Source organism: Staphylococcus sp. FSL W8-0271 (genome assembly GCF_038006605.1).
Classification (GTDB): Bacteria; Bacillota; Bacilli; order Staphylococcales; family Staphylococcaceae; genus Staphylococcus; species Staphylococcus cohnii.
This window is the reverse complement of sequence record NZ_JBBOVM010000001.1, coordinates 474,832-493,958: the sequence shown is the minus strand read 5'-3', so window position 1 is coordinate 493,958 and position 19,127 is coordinate 474,832. Positions and strand designations below refer to the sequence as shown.

The following is a 19,127-nucleotide window of genomic DNA, read 5'->3' as shown; positions in this document are numbered from 1 at the left end:
TCGTTTTTAGTGCATAATATTTGTTTAAGACTCTAATTCTCAAAAATTTCGGAATGAATATTTTGCATTTTACTTTCAACAGTTGTAATTTCATTGGCACATTGTTTTAAAATTTCTCTATAATCCTCTGTATTTTTATTATTTTTGTAACGTATTTTATGTTCTAAACTCGCCCACATATCCATACCTATTGTTCTAATTTGAATTTCTACCGGTACTTTTTCTACAGAATTCGCTAAAAACACCGGTATTGACACTACAATATGCAAACTTCTATAACCGTTATCTTTTGGATTCATAATATAATCTTTTCGTTTTAATAACTGAACATCCGCCTGTTTTAACAATAATTCTTCAATAACATAAATATCATCTATATAATTACAAATAACTCTTATACCTGCAATATCATAAATATATGCTTTCGCTGACGCTGTGTTGATTTGATATCCTTTTCGATCTAACTTTTTAATCAGACTTCTCATTTCCTTAACACGACGTTCCATGTGATGGATCGGATTATGTTTATACAATTGTTGAAAATGATCGTCTAAAATATCAAGTTTAGTGCTAATTTCTTTTAGTGCGGATGAATATAATTGCTCTAAAGCAACAAAATCAATGACCATTTCAAATGCTTCTTCATAATTATTTATATATGATAAACTCTCTTTAAATTCTTCTTTCAAATCATCCATATTCAACGTTGATTTACGTTCAATGTACATAAATCGTACCTCCAATAATTCATCTCTTTCCAAACATTATAGCTAAATTTAAAGACTACTTGAAACAATACAGTGAATATTTATCAATGAATGGTTCGAGTCAGAGATTACTTGATATGTGAAAGGGCATTTTTCAGTTTCGGCTGTTCGAGCTCATAAAATCCATAGCTGCCTATTGTTTGTTTTAAAGCCAACTACTTCAATTGACATGTTTTGTTTTTTTCACTTATACATACAAAAGTCTCTATTCTACTAAATCAAATACATTTTCAGCTTCGCCTTCACGTTTTTTCACACTATTCGTTCATTTTATGTTCAATAATCTGAGTCCTTCTATTATCTGCAATGTTACGTGCTCGCTTCATAGCATCTGCCTTTTTATCGAAGCTATCCGTAGCTTGTTTCGCACCATCAGACTTTATTTTCCACTCACTATTCTCATAATAGACATGAACATCTTTATGATTTAATTGTGGATTTACAGATTGATCACGTTCATGAACAGTGATTTTTTTATTTTTCAACGCTTTCAATTCATCTTCAGTCGCATTTTTGTACCAATCTTCAGCTTGTTTCGTAGCGATTGGAATCGCATTGTCCTCTTGATATCCATCTTTAAGCATTGCATTTCCAATGTCTATTGCTTTTTTTCTTTCCAAGTTTTCCATATTTTTCCAACTTTGTGGATAATCTTCCATCGTCCAAGGCATGTGATAAAACCTCCATATTCAAACTTATATTAATTCTCTTTTACCTCTTTTTTCCTTTAACAAACTAAATAAATGCATTAAAAATGATATAAATATTTAAGACAACTATGATTTGTTCATTAATTGAAAGGGAATGATGAGTAAGAATCAGTGTTAAATAAAAGGAGGTTTAACTAACATGAATCTATCCATTGGCTTAATCCCTTCTCCTGACATGCCTCATAAATTAATCAACAAAATTTATTCAGAGCTCCCAAAAGATTTCACAAAACATGTAGATAATGGCGTGGAATGGCAATTTGAAATACACGTTGCATCTATGATTGGGACTGCAGAACATATGGATAAAGTTTTGGATATTGCATCCAATATGAAACAACAAAAAAATTGGGATTATACAATTTGTATTACGGATTTACCTAATTTTTCTAAAAATAAAAGTGCATTATGTGATATTGATTTCGATACTAAAACAGCACTTTTATCATTACCAGCGTTGGGAAACTTTAAGTTAAAAGAGAAATTAAGACAGTGCTTAATATTTATTATTGAATATTTACATTCTTCTGGTAGAAACAAAAACACTTTAAACTTTAAGCATTTTAAATTGACTCAATTTAAAGAAGTCATACCTAAGGATAATAATGAAAATTATAGATCCCGTATCATTGCCAAATCTACATTTTTAGGTTGGCTTCATTTGATTTGTGGCATGACTTTTGCCAATGAACCTTGGTCTGCCATTTTTGATTTTAAAAAAATCATATCTGTTTCATTTGCCACAGGAACTTATATAGCAATATTTTCTACACCTTGGGATATCAGTCTTGATTATAGTTATTGGCGGTATATTTTACTGATGTTACTATCTGTATTAGGCATGGTTGGTTGGCTAATTTATTCTTATAAATTATGGGAAAGACCTAGCGCTAATACACAAAAACTTTATCGCTTTATTTATAACATCACGACCTTCACAACCTTATTGACCATCACCTTTTTAAATTTTATAGTACTATATATCTTGTTATCTCTAAGTACAATATTATTTGTACCTCCCGAGTTGTTTTCAAATTGGACATCATTAAACAGTGAGCATCCAACTATTTTAAATTATATTAACTTAATTTGGTTTATTACGTCATTAGGTATACTCGCTGGCGCTATGGGATCCACTGTTGAAAATGCTGAAAAAATTAAACGTGTGACGTATTCTTTTAGACAATACTATAGATCTAAATCACTGGAACAAGAAGATGAAGATAGCTCTAGCGCATATGCAAAAGCTGATTACTACAAGGGCGAAAAACAATCACATCATGAGGAGGGATTAAATGAACACAACAACGGCTAAAATAGGTATTATTGCTGCACCGGGCGTCACTGAAAAAGTAGCGCGTAATCTTGAAATTGATTTGCCCCACATCCTTAGTGAGCAATATAAGCATTCAGTTAAATGGGAAATCGATACAATTATTGATCCTTTGACTGGTTCAGCAGAAAGCGTCCAACAAATTTTCAGTAAAATTGCTGATTATCAAGAGCATAATCAATGGCATTTTACAATTGGACTCACTGACCTACCGATGATTGAACAACAAAAAGTAGTTGCCATTGATATCAATAGACAAAATGGTGCTAGTTTAATTTCTATCCCTGCTTATGGATGGCGTCCAATCAAAAAAAGAATTCAAAACTCTATATTGGCTATTCTAAAGGCAATAGATGAATTTAAGCATTCTGAAAAAATTAACAATAATCATGACGCTATGTCATTGATGAATGCGCAGTTTCCTTTATCAAATTTACAATCACGAACTGTTTACTTTGAAAATACTACCTCTCAACATACACAATACTACGTATCGTCCAAGTCTAAAGGTATTTTTCGTCTTGTTAGTGGTATGACATTTGCAAACAACCCATTTAACATGTTAAAAAGCTTAAGTAATGTTGTGGCAATTGCATTCACTACAGGTGCCTTTGGAATCATTTTTACGACAATGTGGAATTTGAGCTTTGTATATTCTGAGTGGCGCTTGTTATTAATGATGCTTGTAGCAATTTTCGGTATGATGATTTGGATGATCATTGCACATAATTTATGGGAATCAAAAAAAGAGAGCACGAATAAGCAAATCACTACCTTATACAACTTAACTACAACGATGACTTTAACTGTTTCAGTTATTATTTATTACTTTATTTTGTTCTCACTCTTTTTGATTGCAAGTTTAATTGTGCTCCCCTCAGATTATTTAGGTCAAGCATTACAATTAAAAACATCTGCAGGTTTAACAACTTACCTAAACTTAGCTTGGTTTGCTGCATCAATTTCGACTGTAGCTGGTGCAATAGGTGTTGGTCTAAATAATGAAGCACTCATACTTGAAAGTACTTACGGATATAGACAAAAACAGCGATACAAGCAATTGCATAAAGAACAACAACAACAAGAACAACAACAAAGAAAAGCACAATTAGATATAAAGGAAAAAAGACAAGAAGAAGAAGAAAAAGCTAGAAAACAACAAGATTCCAACTAGATATCGGAAAGTAGCAATGCTTATTAGAGCATTGTTATTTTTCCATATTTGTAAAGACTTCACAAAACACTTCATTAAATTTTAAATATAAAACAAGCCAATGTCATCGGATATTAACTACCGTAACATTGGCTTGTTTTGCATTATTCATGAGGTGATTTATTTGCTTGTCTTGCATTTTGACAATTATGTTGAATACTCATTAAAGAAGTTCTAATGTGCATGTATTGTGGTAAAGTTGCCATTTCTTGAACATTGATATTAGAACCGATTTCAAAGTGTTTAGCAATGTTTTCAAATACTAACAAATACTCTCCCATGGTTTCATCATTAATATGGTAACGTTTTTCATTACTTAATGCCCTCGTCAGCATAAAGCTGATTTCTTCTAGTGCATATATACTAGGATAATAGTATTGTATAACCCTTTTATTACTAAATACTTCACCATTCGCACTATTATATATTTGTTTCATATTATTTAGTTGAACACTTAAATGCAACATTTCTTTTTTATCTCGCTCTCTCGATGAGTATTTGTTGCTTGAAAATAAATAATGGAATAACACTGCTTCATTACGAGCTACTGTAGCAAGCGTGCCTGGTAACATTGAAGAAGCAGTCTTTCTACCTATGATCAGTAGCGAAACAACAGCAATAATAATACCAACAATCACATCAATAATTCGTGGAAGTGCTATTAAAATCGAGAGATGGTTCGATGCTAAACCATTTAATAATATAACTTGGATTGTGATAAATATAACTGCAAATGAATAATTTGCTCCAACGAATATTTCTGTTATACCTGCTGCAACCGCAAGGAGTAATATAGCGATAGGTACAGGTGGTGTAGACAATAGTATTAATGACAGTACAAGTACACCTATAATCGTACCGATACCTCTTGATCCAGCACGTTCAAAACTGTGTAATGTAGTTGAACCTAATAATACTGTATGCGTACTAAGTGGAATCCAATATGCTTTGTCAAAATCAAACATCAATGCGATAAAAATCGCAATTGCCATAATAACGATATAGCGTATAGTATTTCTAAAGACAAATGAATCTATTGTTAAATTCGTAACTAATCGATGACCATAAATAGGTACACGTATATCCACTTCGTGTTCCAGTTGTGCATCATTTGCATTCATTATGGCATCAACTTTGAATATATTATCTACAAGTTTTTGATAAGCTTCATCAATATCAACTTGGCGAGTCCATGTTTTATTTGTCTTACCTTGCGTATATACTAAATTGATTACGTAGTCTACCATCAATTTAATATCTTGAGGTAAAGGCCGTACATTTTTTTCATTTAATTCCAGTAATTCTGAATGTATACCTTGTGCAATAATATGTAGCAATATTAAACGTTGGAATTGTGGTGACTTTTGAGATTTGGCAGAACTTGCAGTGATGAGTTGGTTATCAGTATTTCTAAAAGCAGTCACAGCAAATCGGGATGCTTTTGAAAATGCTTTTGGATCATCAAAATTATAAACTAATTGTTTTATAATATTATAATCATTTTTAATTGATTTAACTTCAGCTGATTCTTTTGAAAGTAAAATCACCACGATTACTACAAATGTTGCTAATAAACCTCCGATAAATACTGAAACACCTCTTATTAATGCTTCATCTGGAGCAACTGGTAAATTAATTGGCAAACTAAATGCCACAATAAAAAAAGTTGATGATGGTCCAGGAATGTTTAATGAACTAAATACATAATATGGTATTACTGCTACAATCAATAATAAAATACCAAATATGATGGGTTGATTGACGGTCAACGTGCCTAACATCATCGATAATGCAAATACTATTGAAGTAAAAAATACTGTACGAAGTTTAGACTTTGCCGTACCGCCAAACACATAAATATGTGCTAACGTACCTGTTGAAATTAATAGACCGATTGAAAAATAATCGACTAAATAACCAATCATTAATGGCAAAAACATTAGTATCGCTTGTCTAATACCTTTAGCAACATCGATTTTCATAGCATTAAATTTTGTGAGTGACTTTAAATATTTAATCAATGGCGATTCACCTCTCCTTTTTATTTTATTTTAACAATGATATTTCATCTGATTTGATGGAAAACATAAAAAAGACGGGTTAGAAATCTAAAATTTATATTTCGATCTCATAGTCCCGTCTCCGTTAAGGTCATTTTGTTTTGTGAAAAACTTGTTATACATAGCTTTAAATATAAATACTTTGCTTTTATACAATATTAAAGATATTTAATTTATCCTTCAGCTCACTTTATCAAATACATAAATCTACAACTGGGGAAGTACATTGTAAAATAGTTCATTTCACAAATTTTGGTTGAGAAATCAGATACATTTTAATTAACGATTACTAAACTATTTTAACACTTTTATTGGTTTCTGCTAGGGCATTTCCTACAAATCGTTATAATGAATATGTTTAATCATTACTATATTCTACTTTAACGAGTAATTTTATTCTGATTGTTTGATGTCTTCGTGCACTGTTGAATAATCAATATCAGATTCTAAAAATGTCGCGTTATTTACTGGGAAATGTTGTTCAAGTGTTTCAATATTACTTATTTCTACATCGCCATGATTCATTTCAAAATCCAATACATGTCCACCTATTGTTTTATCTCTATCTACAAAATGTAAATGGAAACCTCCGGCAGCTATGCCATGAAAAAGTGTTGGTGCATAAAAACCAACGATCGTACCTTCAATTTGATCATAATGAAACTCTGGTTGTTGTTTAGCCGATTCAATTAGTTTAGTATACGGTTTTTCTTGTTTTGGCATCATTCTAACATGTACGTTTTCAAATTTCCCAGATATTTTAACCGCAAAAAATAAGTTTTCACTGGCAGCGTGGCTTTTGGTTTGATTTAATACATATTCAGAATCAGTAATATGTCTCACTTCAAAACTAACATCCGGTTGAAATGGTGTGACCGTAGAAAAAGGGGTCATTTCACTACCTTCTAGTTGTTTGAAATTACCATGTGCATCAGCATGATAAGCGACGCCATCTAATATAATAACTTCACCGTCTGATCCTGTTAACGTACCGATACCTAAATCACCATGTTTTAAAATTTCATTCATTTCCATAGTGCCATCTAATAATCCAGCCATCAATGTACCGAGCGTGCCATGTTGATATAGCATGATATTTTCTCTCCTTATATCAGTATCTTTTTTAAAGAATTTCACTATTCACAATAATTCACAACATATTATTATACAATATAATTGTGTTTTTCAATAACTTTGTGCTCACAAAGCATTAATGAAACCTAAATATTTCTCGATATCAACCTTATATGCTTTATTTTAAAACTATGATAAAACACACTTTGATTTCATTTATATATATCGATTCAAACTATAAATAAACGTCAACTTCGTTTTACCAAGATGACATCCATCATAGGAAAATATTCAGTTAATACGCTTCAATATTTCAAAAAAATGAAAGCGCCCGTTTCTATTCAATTGAATTTGAAACGGGCGCTTATGCGTTAATCATAGATGTTTATCTTCTATACGCTTATTTTATTAATTATTTAATTGTAGCAACTTCTATTTTAGGCGCTTCAAGTAAATAAGTTTCTACTTCTTTAAAAAATGTTTGAAAATGTTCAGATTGATTATGTGCTTCTAATGCAGCTTGATCTTTATATTTTTCTATAAAAGCAAAAGTTTGAGGTTCATTTGTATTTTCAAAGTGCGCATAATATAATGCACCTGCTTCTTGATTTGCTGCAATGACTAAGCGTTCAACCTCTGCTAAATAATTTTCTCTATGTTCTGATTTAATCTTCATTACTGCAGTTACTAAAATCATATATAACCTCCTGAGATAATCGCTCTTGCAAAGTTTGTTTATAAGAGTATTAAAGTTCTTCTTTTTCAATGATTAACGGTTGATCCGGTTTAACAAAAAACCACATAATTATTGCAAACACGACTAGGATAATAACTAATTCTAATGTCACTGTCCAACCAACAATATCAACCATCATACCTGCTAATAAAGGACTCAGCAAAGCACCGATATTGCCCCATAAATTCATCCAGCCAGATACTGAACCAGAAAAATTACGTCCTAAATCTGTAGCTGCCGCCCAACTCATTCCTGTAGCAATTCCTATTCCGCCTAAACATAATGACAACCACAGCACATTTGCTACTAAATTGTTTGTTTGAATTGACATGAATAATGAGATACAAAATACCACAAAACCGATGATTGCAATGGACGCTCTCGCAACAAATCTTGATTTTCCATTTTGTAATAGCTTATCAGAGATTGCACCGCCACATAATATTAATAAGAACATAGCAATCCATGGTGCACCTGCTGCCCAAGCCATATCAGGGTCGGTTAATTTGACATTATATTGTTCCGTTAGATATGTAGGTAACCATATTAAGAATAGTGACACAACAAATTGTACAACAAAATATTGTGCAGCCAATGCATAAAAGCTAAATCTTCTTAAGAAGATATTCCACGGCGCGTTACTTTTTTCAGTTTTTATGATATCACGGTTTTCCATAATATATTTTTTTCTGCTTCATTTACCATTTTATGTTGTTCCGGTAAATCTTTTGAAATAATAATCCATAATAATGCAATGACAATACCAATAGCACCAAAAATATAAAATACAGCTTGCCATCCAAACATATTAACGATAGCAATCGTAACTACAGGTGCAATCACTGGTCCAAAATATGAACCCGCTAACAATGCACTCGAAGCACGTCCTTTTTCACCTTTAGCAAACCAAAATAAGTTAAACACTGCATTCGAAGGATACATAGGTGCCTCACCTATACCAAATAAAAAACGTACAGCATATAATAAACCATGATTTTTAACAACACCAGTTAAAATCGTGAAAGCACTCCACCATACGAGCGCAATTGTTAACATTTTTTTAGAGCCAAATTTTTCTGCCAAAAAACCTGAAGGTACTTGCATCAACGCATACCCTAACGAGAAAAATGATGCTAATAAACCAAACTGTGTTTTCGTCAAATGTAAATCTTCCATCATAGGTCCTGCAATAATGGAAATATTTGACCTATCCATATAAGCAATTACACCTATAATGAAAAACGTAATAGCAAAATACCATCTTATATTTGTTCTTTTTTGTTCCATTTTTTTACCCACACTCTCTCCCTATTTCACTAGTCATCATATGACCTATTGTGTGCCTAGATATACCACAATATGAAATCGCTTACAACTACTTTTTTCATTTTATGATAATACCTTATTCATTCTTATGAACAGCGTACACAGTTTATGTGACAGGTATTAACACCAGTTCTTTAAAAACCTAAATCTTCACTATAATATTAGTTGAAATAAGTTTTTCTTAAATCCCTCAGTGCATTGAAATTTCAAGGCAACAAATTTATTAATTATCTTTATATTACCTTAAATATGCATTACACATTAATTTAGATTATAATACAGAAGTAATTAAAAAATACCATCATGTTTGATTAAGAAAAGGAGCGACACTTATCACCATGGAACAAATACTGACAAACTTTATAAATTCATGGGGTTATACTGCTATTGCAATATTAATCCTATTAAAAATATATTACCTTTTATTCCATCTGAAATTATTTTGACATTTGCAGGACTGATGACAGTTAAATCTGATTTATCCATACCTTTACTTTTTATCATATCTACCATTTCATCGTTAATCGGTTTAATCATACTTTATTACATCAGTAGTATCGTCTCTGAAGCACGTTTATATCGTTTTGTTGATAAATATGGAAAATGGATCAAACTCAAAGGAAAAGATATTGCTCGCGCTAATGAATGGTTTAAAAAATACGGTGCTATTGCAGTCTTTCTTTGTCGCTTTATTCCTGTTTTACGCGTATTAATCACCATACCAGCAGGCATTAATAGAATGAATATTGTATTATTTACTATTCTTTCGTTAATAGGTACTACAATTTGGAACATTGCACTCATCTTCTTAGGTAGCATGTTGAGCAACAGTTTTGATACGTTAATGAATGGCTTACACACTTATTCATATATTATGTATGTCATCATCGCTATAGCTGTCGTATATCTCTTTATTCGTATCTACAAAAAGAATCGCACACATCAATAAGTGTACGCTTTGCTTTAGTTTAAAACTTTTTACGTCATTTGCTCGTATAACTGATATCTATCTTAGCAATCAGACAAAATCCGTAGGGTTTTTGTCTGATTTTTTTATAAAAAAAGACTAACTTCCCCCTTTGAAGTTAGTCTTTCACGATCTTTAATTTCTCCCTAAAATTTTGAGCAGAAAATTTTCTATTACTTATGTGCGCTTTTAATATTTATATAATCAAAATACTACCCCTTTATCAAACTACTATGATAATGATTACTTATTACCTTTTACTATTTGACGAACTTCTTCTAAATCGCCTTCTACATCAATTTGAGGTTTCTTCGTCATTTTACTAACTAAAATAGTAACAATTAAACTTGTTAAAAATCCTGGAACAATCTCATACAAATTAAAGAAATCATTAATTTCACCTAATGGTTTAACAAACGCAATCCAAACAATTACAACAATTGCACCTGAAATCATTCCGCTGACTGCACCAGTACGACTTAAACCTTTCCAATATAAACTCATTAATACAAGTGGTCCAAATGCAGCACCAAAACCTGCCCAAGCGTTACCTACAAGATTTAAAATTGTATCATTAGGTGACCATGCAATGATAATTGAAACAATTGCAACTAAAACAACTGACATACGTCCCACAAAAACAAATTCCTTTTCATGTTTTTTTGCTGCTTCCTCACCACGGAACAATTTATAAAAATCTTCAGTTAATGAACTTGATGTCACCAATAGTTGTGACGAAATCGTACTCATAATCGCTGCTAAAATAGCTGCAAGTAAGAAACCGCCCACAAGTGGATGGAGCAATATTTGACCCATTAATATAAACAATGTTTCTGGATCCTCAAGTGTTACACCACCACGATTGACAAATGTAATACCTACAAGACCTACACCAACTGCACCCAGTAAGCTAATTGCCATCCAACCTATGCCAAAACGTCTTGCTGTCGGTAATTGTTTCACTGATTTAATAGACATAAAACGCACAATAATATGTGGTTGTCCAAAATAACCTAATCCCCAAGCAAAGAATGATATGATACCAATAACCGTTGTACCTTTAAATAAATCAAGGTTTGTCGGTTTCAAATCTGCCGCTTGCGATAAAGTATCCAATCCACTTAATTGCATCATCGCTACTATTGGTACCATGACCATAGCAATTAACATGATTACCCCTTGGAAAAAGTCTGTTAACGACACGGCTAAATATCCGCCGAAGAAAGTATACGCAATTACAATAATAGCAACTAATAATAATCCAAAATGGTAGTTTAAACCAAAAGCACTATCAAATAATTTACCACCTGCAACCATTCCAGAATGAGTATACAGTGTAAAGAACACGACAATAATACCACCTGATATAATTTTAGTCACATTTGATTGATCATCTAAACGATTTCTAAAGAAATCAGGTAATGTTATTGCATCTCCAGCTTTTTCTGTATACACACGTAATCGTGGGGCTACAACGAGATAATTTATGTATGCACCAATAGTCAGACCGATTGCCAACCATGCAGCTGATAACCCTGTCGTATAAACTTCACCGGGCAATCCCATAATCATCCAACCACTCATATCTGATGCTCCAGCAGATAATGCTGTAACATAAGGTCCTATGTTTCTACCACCTAACATATACTCACTGATATTACCTGTCGCTTGCTTATAACCGTAATATCCAATGACTAATAGCACAACAAAATACGCACCAAGCATAATATATGTCTGCCAGTTTGGATTTACTTGACTCGATAACGATGCTCCTAAAGTAAACATAAAATAAACTCCCTTTGTATAATTTTGTTACATGCACTTATTATACAAAATTTTAAAAATTTTTAAACCGCTATTTAAAAAATAGTTTTTGCAAATACATTCCAAATCACCTTCAAAACGCTCAAAACAATTGTTATTAAGCTGTTTTTATCGTTTTAAATAATATGTGTATTTTTACAATTATAGAGTTAAATACTTATTTTTCTATTTCAAAAAAATGTATGTTCCCTACAACATTTACATTTATATGAGAATTTGTTTATTTGAGTAACATCGTTATTTTTAACAATTTTACCGCTTTTTTGACAAAAAAATGAAGCCATTTCCATTAATTAAAAGATAGTATAAATAATGTAATCAATACTAGACACTCACCCCAAAATTAATGCTACAATATTACACATACAATGGAAACGTTTTATTAAATAGAATGAGTAACAAAACTACCTAATTGGAGTGACATAAATAATGCATGATGCAACAGAAAAAAGTGTAAAAGAAAAATATTTAGATTTATTATCTCAACAATTTAATAACAGAGAGGAATTAGCAACTGAAATTATAAATCTTGAGTCTATTTTAGAACTTCCAAAAGGCACGGAACATTTCGTCAGCGACCTACATGGAGAATTCCATGCATTTCAACATGTATTAAGAAATGGTTCAGGAAATGTTCGTTCTAAAATCAGTGATATATTTCAAGATACTTTGACACGCCAAGAAATAAATGAATTTTCGGCACTTGTATATTATCCAGAAGAAAAATTAAAATTAATTAAAAATAGTTTCACCTCAAAAGAGCGCTTAGATGAATGGTATATCACAACGATTAATCGTCTTATCAAATTAGTCACTTATGCTTCTTCTAAATATACACGAACAAAATTACGCAAAACTTTACCTAAAAATTATATTTTTATAATAGAAGAGTTGTTATATAAAAGTAATAAATATAATAATAAACATTCATATTATCAGACACTAATGAATCAAATTATTGAACTCGAACAATCAGATGATCTGATTATCGGTCTGTCCTTTACAATTCAACATCTCGTGGTGAACCATTTACACGTTGTAGGTGATATTTATGATCGTGGTCCAGAACCTGATAAAATCATGGACACCTTAATTGACTATCCTTCTGTTGATGTACAATGGGGAAATCATGATGTCTTGTGGATTGGTGCCTATGCTGGTTCTAAAGTGTGCTTAGCAAATTTACTCAGAATTTGTGCGCGTTATGATAACTTAGACATTATTGAAGATGCTTATGGTATTAATTTACGTCCATTATTAACACTTGCTGAAAAATATTATTCAGGTGACAATCCTGCTTTCAAACCTAAAAATGCTGAAGGACTGTCTCAATCCGAAATAGAACAAATCACTAAAATTCACCAAGCAATCGCAATCATCCAATTCAAACTAGAAGCACCTATCATTAAGCGTAGACCTAACTTTGAAATGGAAGAACGATTAGTGTTGGAAAGCATCGACTATGAAAATCATACAGCCACACTTTATGGTAAAACTTATGCTTTAGAACATACTTGTTTCCAAACAATTGATCCAAGCAACCCTAACGCATTAACTGAAGATGAACACGAAGTAATAGAAAAATTATTATTATCAGTGCAACAATCTGAAAAATTAAAACGTCACATGACATTTTTAATGCAAAAAGGGAAACTTTACCTTCCTTATAATGGCAATTTGCTAATTCATGGTTGTATTCCTGTGGATGAAAATGGAGAAATGGAATCTATGGTTATTGATGGTGAAAAATGCTATGGCAGAGATTTGCTTGACCATTTCGAATACTTTGTAAGAGAGGCATTTGACCATAAAGACATACATGATGATCTAGCAACGGATCTTGTTTGGTATCTATGGACAGGTAAGTATTCGTCCTTATTTGGAAAAAGAGCAATGACAACATTTGAACGTTATTTTATTAATGATAAATCAGCACATAAAGAAACTAAAAACCCTTATTACTATTTACGTGAAGACGTAAATATGTGCAAAAAAATGTTAAAAGATTTCGGTTTAGATCCAGAAGAAGGACATATAATCAATGGCCATACACCAGTTAAAGAAATTGACGGCGAAAACCCAATCAAAGCAAATGGTAAGATGATTGTCATCGACGGTGGATTTTCAAAAGCCTACCAATCTACAACTGGTATTGCCGGCTATACTTTACTCTATAATTCTTTTGGAATGCAGCTTGTAGCACACCAACACTTTAATTCTAAAAAACATGTCTTGCTCAATGGGGCTGACGAGCTTTCTATAAGACGCGTGGTAGACAAAGAGTTAAAACGTAAAAAAATACGTGATACTAATACTGGTAAAGATATACAAGAAAAAATTGATGTGTTAAAAGTATTGATGCATGACCGATTTGTCAACTAATTTTATCCATGACTTCTTCATAAAATGATAATGAAATGATGCAGTATTCAGTGACTAAAAGTTCAAAAAAACAACGCGGCGAATGCTACGTTGTTTCATAAAAATATAGAAAACGACAATATTTATAAACGCCGTTCTCTTAAATTGTAAACTTAATCAAAGCACCATTTTCTAGGCTGTTAATCCCTAAATTCCATGGGTATGCAGCCTAGTTTTTTTAGGTTCTGCCTTTATGAATATTTTCAATTTGTTTACTCAACCTTAGAGCTGTTCCGTTCTCTCAAAAAATACAAATGTATATATGATATGAACTTTATGATTTATTTCTCGTTTCGTTTAAGATAAAATAAATCATTGTGATGTTTATTAAATAAGTATGATTACCATATGTATGGCAAGAAAGGATTCCAATTATATGTCTAGTTTAAAAGAAAGTATCATCGTTGCTTTTGCGTTTGTAGGTGTTGTTGTGGGTGCCGGCTTTGCGACGGGCCAAGAAATTTTCCAATTTTTTACTAGCAATGGTAAATTTAGTGTTTTAGGCGTTATTATCACCGGATTTATCATTACCATAGCTGGTGTATTTGTATTAAATACAGGCTACCGATTGCGTTCACACAGCCATACTGAGCCCATAAAGTTTTACCTACCTCGAACAATTGCGACAATTTTTGATATGATTTTAACACTGTTTTTACTTGCATTAGCTATGATAATGACAGCTGGTGGCGTTTCAACGATTCATGAAAATTTTGATATACCTTATGCTATTAGCGCTTTGATTTTAGTCATTATTATCTTGGCTACTTTATGCTTAAAATTTGATCGTTTAATCACTGTTTTAGGCATGGTTACACCATTTTTAATTATTATTGTATCAATAATTGCTATTTATTATTTCACTACTGGAAGTTTTGACTTTGATTCAGCGTCGCAATATGCCAATAGTGGCACACGTACAGATAAATGGTGGTGGTTTGATGCAATTAATTATGGCAGTTTGCAAGTTGCAGCTGCGTTTAGTTTTCTTTCTGTTATGGGGGGACGTATAAAATCTGAAAAGGCAACATATTTAGGTGGTATTTTAGGTGGCATGGTCATAACGTTTTTATTATTAATGTTAAACCTTGGTATGGTCACAGAATTTACAAAAATAACAAATGTAGCGTTACCGTCACTATTATTGGCAAAACAAATTTCACCTGTGATTGGTCATTTTATGGCCATTATCATGGTATTAGTGATTTATAATACAGTTGTGGGATTAATGTATGCATTTGCCTCTCGTTTCACAGAACCGTATAAACAAAATTATTATATTTTAATTATAATTATTGCAATTATTACATTTGCTACTACGTTTGTCGGTTTTATTGAGTTAATTGGAAAAGTATTTCCATTGATGGGACTCTTTGGTTTTATTTTGTTAATTCCTATATTAATCAAAGGTATCTTTTATAAATCACATTCATCATAACAAAAACCTCTAGACGAGAGTTTCAATATTATCATCATTCAATCATAATATTGAGTTGGTCTAGAGGTTTTTTATTTTGCTATCGCAGCACTTACATATCATTATATCTAATTAAATTGTTATTTATTCATCTTCTAATAATGATTGGCCCGCAATAATGCCTTCACGTGTCAACTCGTGACTATTCACCCATATTTGTTTAACTGTTGCGCCAGCTTGATTAAAGATATCAATCACATGTTGACTATCCTGAACAGAAACGATAGGGTCATTTTCACCCATTGATAATAATACCTTAGAATTGGATAAATCTTTGTCATTTACTGACTCTAAAGGATATAAAGGTGCGTAAAGTAGTGCTTTGTTAAATGAAATATCTGGGTGTAACATCATGCTTATCGCAATATTAGAACCATTAGAGAAGCCTACTGGTATAGCTTGGGTCAAATCAAAATGATACGTTTTAGCCGCTTCTTTTAAAAATCGTATTAAATTGTTTGTTCTATATTTCAAATCTTCAACATCATATTGTCCTTCACCATATCTCTTGAAGAAACGATTCATACCATTTTCCGAAACTTCTCCTCTTACACTTAGTACATTATAACTTGCATTTAATGCTTGTGCTAAAGGTAAAAGATCATGTTCATCTCCACCTGTGCCATGTAATAAAATAAAAGTTGGACCGTTTAAATCACCTTGTTTAAAAATGTGTTCCATTATTTATCATCTCCTTTTTAATATACTTATATTCGAATAGGTGGTAATAATTTCAATAATGCTTCTCTTTGTTCCTCATATTGTGGCGGTAACATAAGATGTGTACCCAAGTCTTCAAATCGTTCATCTATCGTAAATCCTGGTCCTTCAGTAGCAAACTCAAAAATAATGCCACCACGTTCTTTCATGTAAATAGCATTAAAATAATTGCGATCTTTCACTTCCGTTACATGATAGCCCTTGTCTTTCATTTTCATTTGCCAAGCTTTGTGTTCCTCATCATTAGGTACTGACCATGCAATATGATGCACGACACCAACACCCCATCGTACACGCACATCGGTAACTTCTTTTTGAACTATCACATGGTGTCGCCATTCTCCTTTAGTTTCAAGGTGAATATGACGCTCATTTTCATCTATTAGCTCTAACCCCATATCCTCATTTAATGTTCGTACTGTTTGATATGGCTCAATTGATAGCATGCTAACACCATGAAAACCTATAATATTTTCTCGACTATCGTACGTATGCGCTTCATCAGCTTCCACAAGTGCTAATGGTAACGCATGTGTATCTGAAAATTCGACCGTAGCTTTATTAAATAATTGTGTTCTCGCAGTTTCTATCCCATGTGATTGCAAATGTTTTTCCCAATCTTCCAATGATCCTTTAGGCACTCGAAATGCTATACGTTGAACCTGACCAGAACCGATACGTCCTTTATAATTGTTGGGCCAATTAAAAAATGTCAATATTGTTCCATTATCCACATTGCCATTCGCAAAATATAGATGGTACGTGGAAGGATCATCAAAATTCACTGTTTTCTTAATTAATTTTAAATTGAGTATATTTCTATAAAATTGAATATTCTCTTCTGGATTACCTACAATCGCCGAAATATGATGAATATGACTAATATCTTCCATAAAATAACTACCCTCTCACTTTTTAATATTAAGATTTAAGCAATCTCACAATTTAATGTGAACGTCTTGTATCAAATGGACGCACTTCTGATTCTATATAATCACGTTTTTCTTCTAAAAATGGTGGTAATGCAAGGCTTTCGCCCAATGTTTCATATGGTTCATCTCCCATAAATCCAGGTCCATCTGTAGAAACTTCAATCAAAATATGACCAATACGTGCATATAATGCTTCAAAATAAAATCTATCTACTAAGCCTGAGTTACCAATACCATACTGTTCATATTTTTCTAACCATTTAGATATTGCCTCATGATCTTTTAATCTGAATGAAACATGATGCACTTCACCATAACCTTGTCTTGCTTCTGGTCCAGTTGCATCTTTTCTTAAAAAGACTTGGCCACCATTACCACCTTCACCTACTTCTAATACTGCAACGTTTTCTTCTTCTATAATTGTTGTCATACCAAATATATCTTCTAAAATCTTTTTAAAGTCTTCAAAATAACTAACAGTTATTTCAATTGGGCCTAGACCATAAATCGCTTTATCTGTTGGTACTGGGCCTTCTTTCCATGGTTGACCAGCTGCCACACCTTTATTGTTTTCATCTGAGATTAATTGATAACTTTGTCCATCTGCTTCTTCAAAAGGCAATACCTTTTTACCAAATAATGTTTGAATGCCTTCATGTTTAATATTATATTCATTAAATCTTTGTTCATAATATGCTAACGCTGCATCATCAGGCACACGAAATGACGGACGTGTAATTGAATTTGTACCAGAATGCCCTTGAGGAACATTAGGAAAATCAAAAAATGTCATATCTGTACCTGGAGAACCAACATCATCTGCAAAGAATGTATGATAAGTATATATATCATCTTGGTTTACAGTCTTTTTCACAAGTCTCATTCCTAATACTTCAGTAAAAAATTTATAGTTTCGTTCAGCATCATCTGTGATTGCTGTTACATGGTGTATTCCTAATAATTGAGTGTTTGTCATAATAAAACTCCTTTTTCCATTATATTTATCTCGATTTCGAAGTAATTTTGAATAAAATTTTTAAGTGCTACGACTTATTGATAGGTTGAGCACTTAATTTTTTTAAAGCTTGTTGCAATGTTGCTAATTCTTCGTTTGACAATACTGAGAAAGTTGATTCTAACGTAGCTGCATGTTCTGGAAATATATCATTCATCAATGCATGTCCTTCTTCTGTAATTGAAGCATTCGTTACGCGCTTATCTTGTATATTTCGAATTCTTACTACATATCCTTTTGCTTCTAACTTATCAACGACATAAGTGATACTGCTACTCGCAATTAAAACTCTGTCACCAATACGTTGTATCGGCTGATCACCTTTATTATATAATAACTCTAAAACTGCAAACTCCGTTATATTCAAACCATAACGTTGAATATCATTTCTGACGATTTGTTCTAAATGATCTACGGTTCGATTTAAACCAATAAAGATATTCAATGACTCTTTAGTACGATTCATTGCATCACCAACTTTCAATTTATTTCGATTTCGAGATAAATTATAATACCCTTTTGAACATAAGTCAACACATTAAGTATAAAAAA

Annotated in this window: 14 protein-coding genes and 2 pseudogenes; 5 read left to right on the top strand and 11 right to left on the bottom strand. The window is 32.1% G+C overall.

The window, feature by feature from the left end; translation table 11 throughout:
* Positions 1-32: 32 nt before the first annotated feature.
* Together NST87_RS02285 and NST87_RS02280 are read right to left on the bottom strand one after the other, a co-directional pair.
* The gene (locus NST87_RS02285; protein ID WP_019470071.1) at positions 33-728 is read right to left on the bottom strand and encodes a GTP pyrophosphokinase; all 696 of its coding nucleotides are present in this window, start codon (positions 726-728) and stop codon (positions 33-35) included.
* Positions 729-1,024: 296 nt separating this feature from the next.
* Entirely contained in the window at positions 1,025-1,438 is a 414-nt protein-coding gene (locus NST87_RS02280) for a DUF2188 domain-containing protein (RefSeq protein WP_019470070.1), read from the bottom strand.
* Positions 1,439-1,616: 178 nt separating this feature from the next.
* Here NST87_RS02280 and NST87_RS02275 point away from each other — a divergent pair, with 178 nt between their 5' ends.
* Positions 1,617-2,792, top strand: a complete 1,176-nt coding sequence (locus tag NST87_RS02275; RefSeq protein WP_019470069.1) for a hypothetical protein — start codon at positions 1,617-1,619, stop codon at positions 2,790-2,792.
* Positions 2,773-3,984 (top strand): hypothetical protein, encoded by a 1,212-nt coding sequence (locus NST87_RS02270; RefSeq protein WP_040029775.1) that lies wholly within the window; start codon positions 2,773-2,775, stop codon positions 3,982-3,984. The genes NST87_RS02275 and NST87_RS02270 overlap by 20 nt, the downstream gene beginning before the upstream one ends.
* A 143-nt stretch (positions 3,985-4,127) precedes the next feature.
* On the opposite strand, the gene NST87_RS02265 is transcribed toward NST87_RS02270, so the two are convergent.
* The 4 genes and pseudogenes from NST87_RS02265 to NST87_RS02250 form a co-directional block, all read right to left on the bottom strand.
* The gene (locus NST87_RS02265; protein WP_340721276.1) at positions 4,128-6,044 is read right to left on the bottom strand and encodes an FUSC family protein; all 1,917 of its coding nucleotides are present in this window, start codon (positions 6,042-6,044) and stop codon (positions 4,128-4,130) included.
* A gap of 432 nt (positions 6,045-6,476) precedes the next feature.
* Positions 6,477-7,175 carry an acetolactate decarboxylase gene (gene budA / locus NST87_RS02260; protein ID WP_019470066.1) on the bottom strand — a complete coding sequence of 233 codons (699 nt, stop codon included), beginning with the start codon at positions 7,173-7,175 and terminating at the stop codon, positions 6,477-6,479.
* Between the two features lie 394 nt (positions 7,176-7,569).
* Positions 7,570-7,854: a putative quinol monooxygenase gene (locus NST87_RS02255; RefSeq protein ID WP_019470065.1), complete on the bottom strand. Its 285-nt coding sequence runs from the start codon at positions 7,852-7,854 to the stop codon at positions 7,570-7,572.
* Between the two features lie 49 nt (positions 7,855-7,903).
* Positions 7,904-9,180: pseudogene (locus NST87_RS02250) on the bottom strand (MFS transporter).
* A 377-nt stretch (positions 9,181-9,557) separates the two neighbouring features.
* Here NST87_RS02250 and NST87_RS02245 point away from each other — a divergent pair.
* A pseudogene (locus NST87_RS02245) lies at positions 9,558-10,168 on the top strand (DedA family protein).
* 261 nt (positions 10,169-10,429) lie between these two features.
* Here NST87_RS02245 and putP read toward each other — a convergent pair.
* Positions 10,430-11,971 (bottom strand): sodium/proline symporter PutP, encoded by a 1,542-nt coding sequence (gene putP, locus NST87_RS02240; protein ID WP_019470064.1) that lies wholly within the window; start codon positions 11,969-11,971, stop codon positions 10,430-10,432.
* Positions 11,972-12,439: 468 nt separating this feature from the next.
* Between putP and NST87_RS02235 the strand changes: the two genes are divergently transcribed.
* Positions 12,440-14,392: a fructose-bisphosphatase class III gene (locus NST87_RS02235; protein WP_040029774.1), complete on the top strand. Its 1,953-nt coding sequence runs from the start codon at positions 12,440-12,442 to the stop codon at positions 14,390-14,392.
* Positions 14,393-14,807: 415 nt separating this feature from the next.
* Entirely contained in the window at positions 14,808-15,869 is a 1,062-nt protein-coding gene (locus NST87_RS02230; protein ID WP_019470062.1) for a YkvI family membrane protein, read from the top strand.
* A gap of 123 nt (positions 15,870-15,992) precedes the next feature.
* Here NST87_RS02230 and mhqD read toward each other — a convergent pair whose 3' ends face one another.
* The 4 genes from mhqD to NST87_RS02210 form a co-directional block, all read right to left on the bottom strand.
* Entirely contained in the window at positions 15,993-16,589 is a 597-nt protein-coding gene (gene mhqD / locus NST87_RS02225; protein ID WP_019470061.1) for a methylhydroquinone degradation carboxylesterase MhqD, read from the bottom strand.
* A gap of 26 nt (positions 16,590-16,615) precedes the next feature.
* Positions 16,616-17,521, bottom strand: coding sequence for a VOC family protein (locus NST87_RS02220; RefSeq protein WP_019470060.1), 906 nt, complete (start codon positions 17,519-17,521; stop codon positions 16,616-16,618).
* Between the two features lie 52 nt (positions 17,522-17,573).
* Complete coding sequence (gene mhqE / locus NST87_RS02215; RefSeq protein ID WP_019470059.1) at positions 17,574-18,536, bottom strand: ring-cleaving dioxygenase MhqE; 963 nt, start codon at positions 18,534-18,536, stop codon at positions 17,574-17,576.
* 67 nt (positions 18,537-18,603) lie between these two features.
* Positions 18,604-19,041, bottom strand: coding sequence for a MarR family winged helix-turn-helix transcriptional regulator (locus NST87_RS02210; RefSeq protein WP_026034835.1), 438 nt, complete (start codon positions 19,039-19,041; stop codon positions 18,604-18,606).
* Between the last annotated feature and the right edge of the window lie 86 nt (positions 19,042-19,127).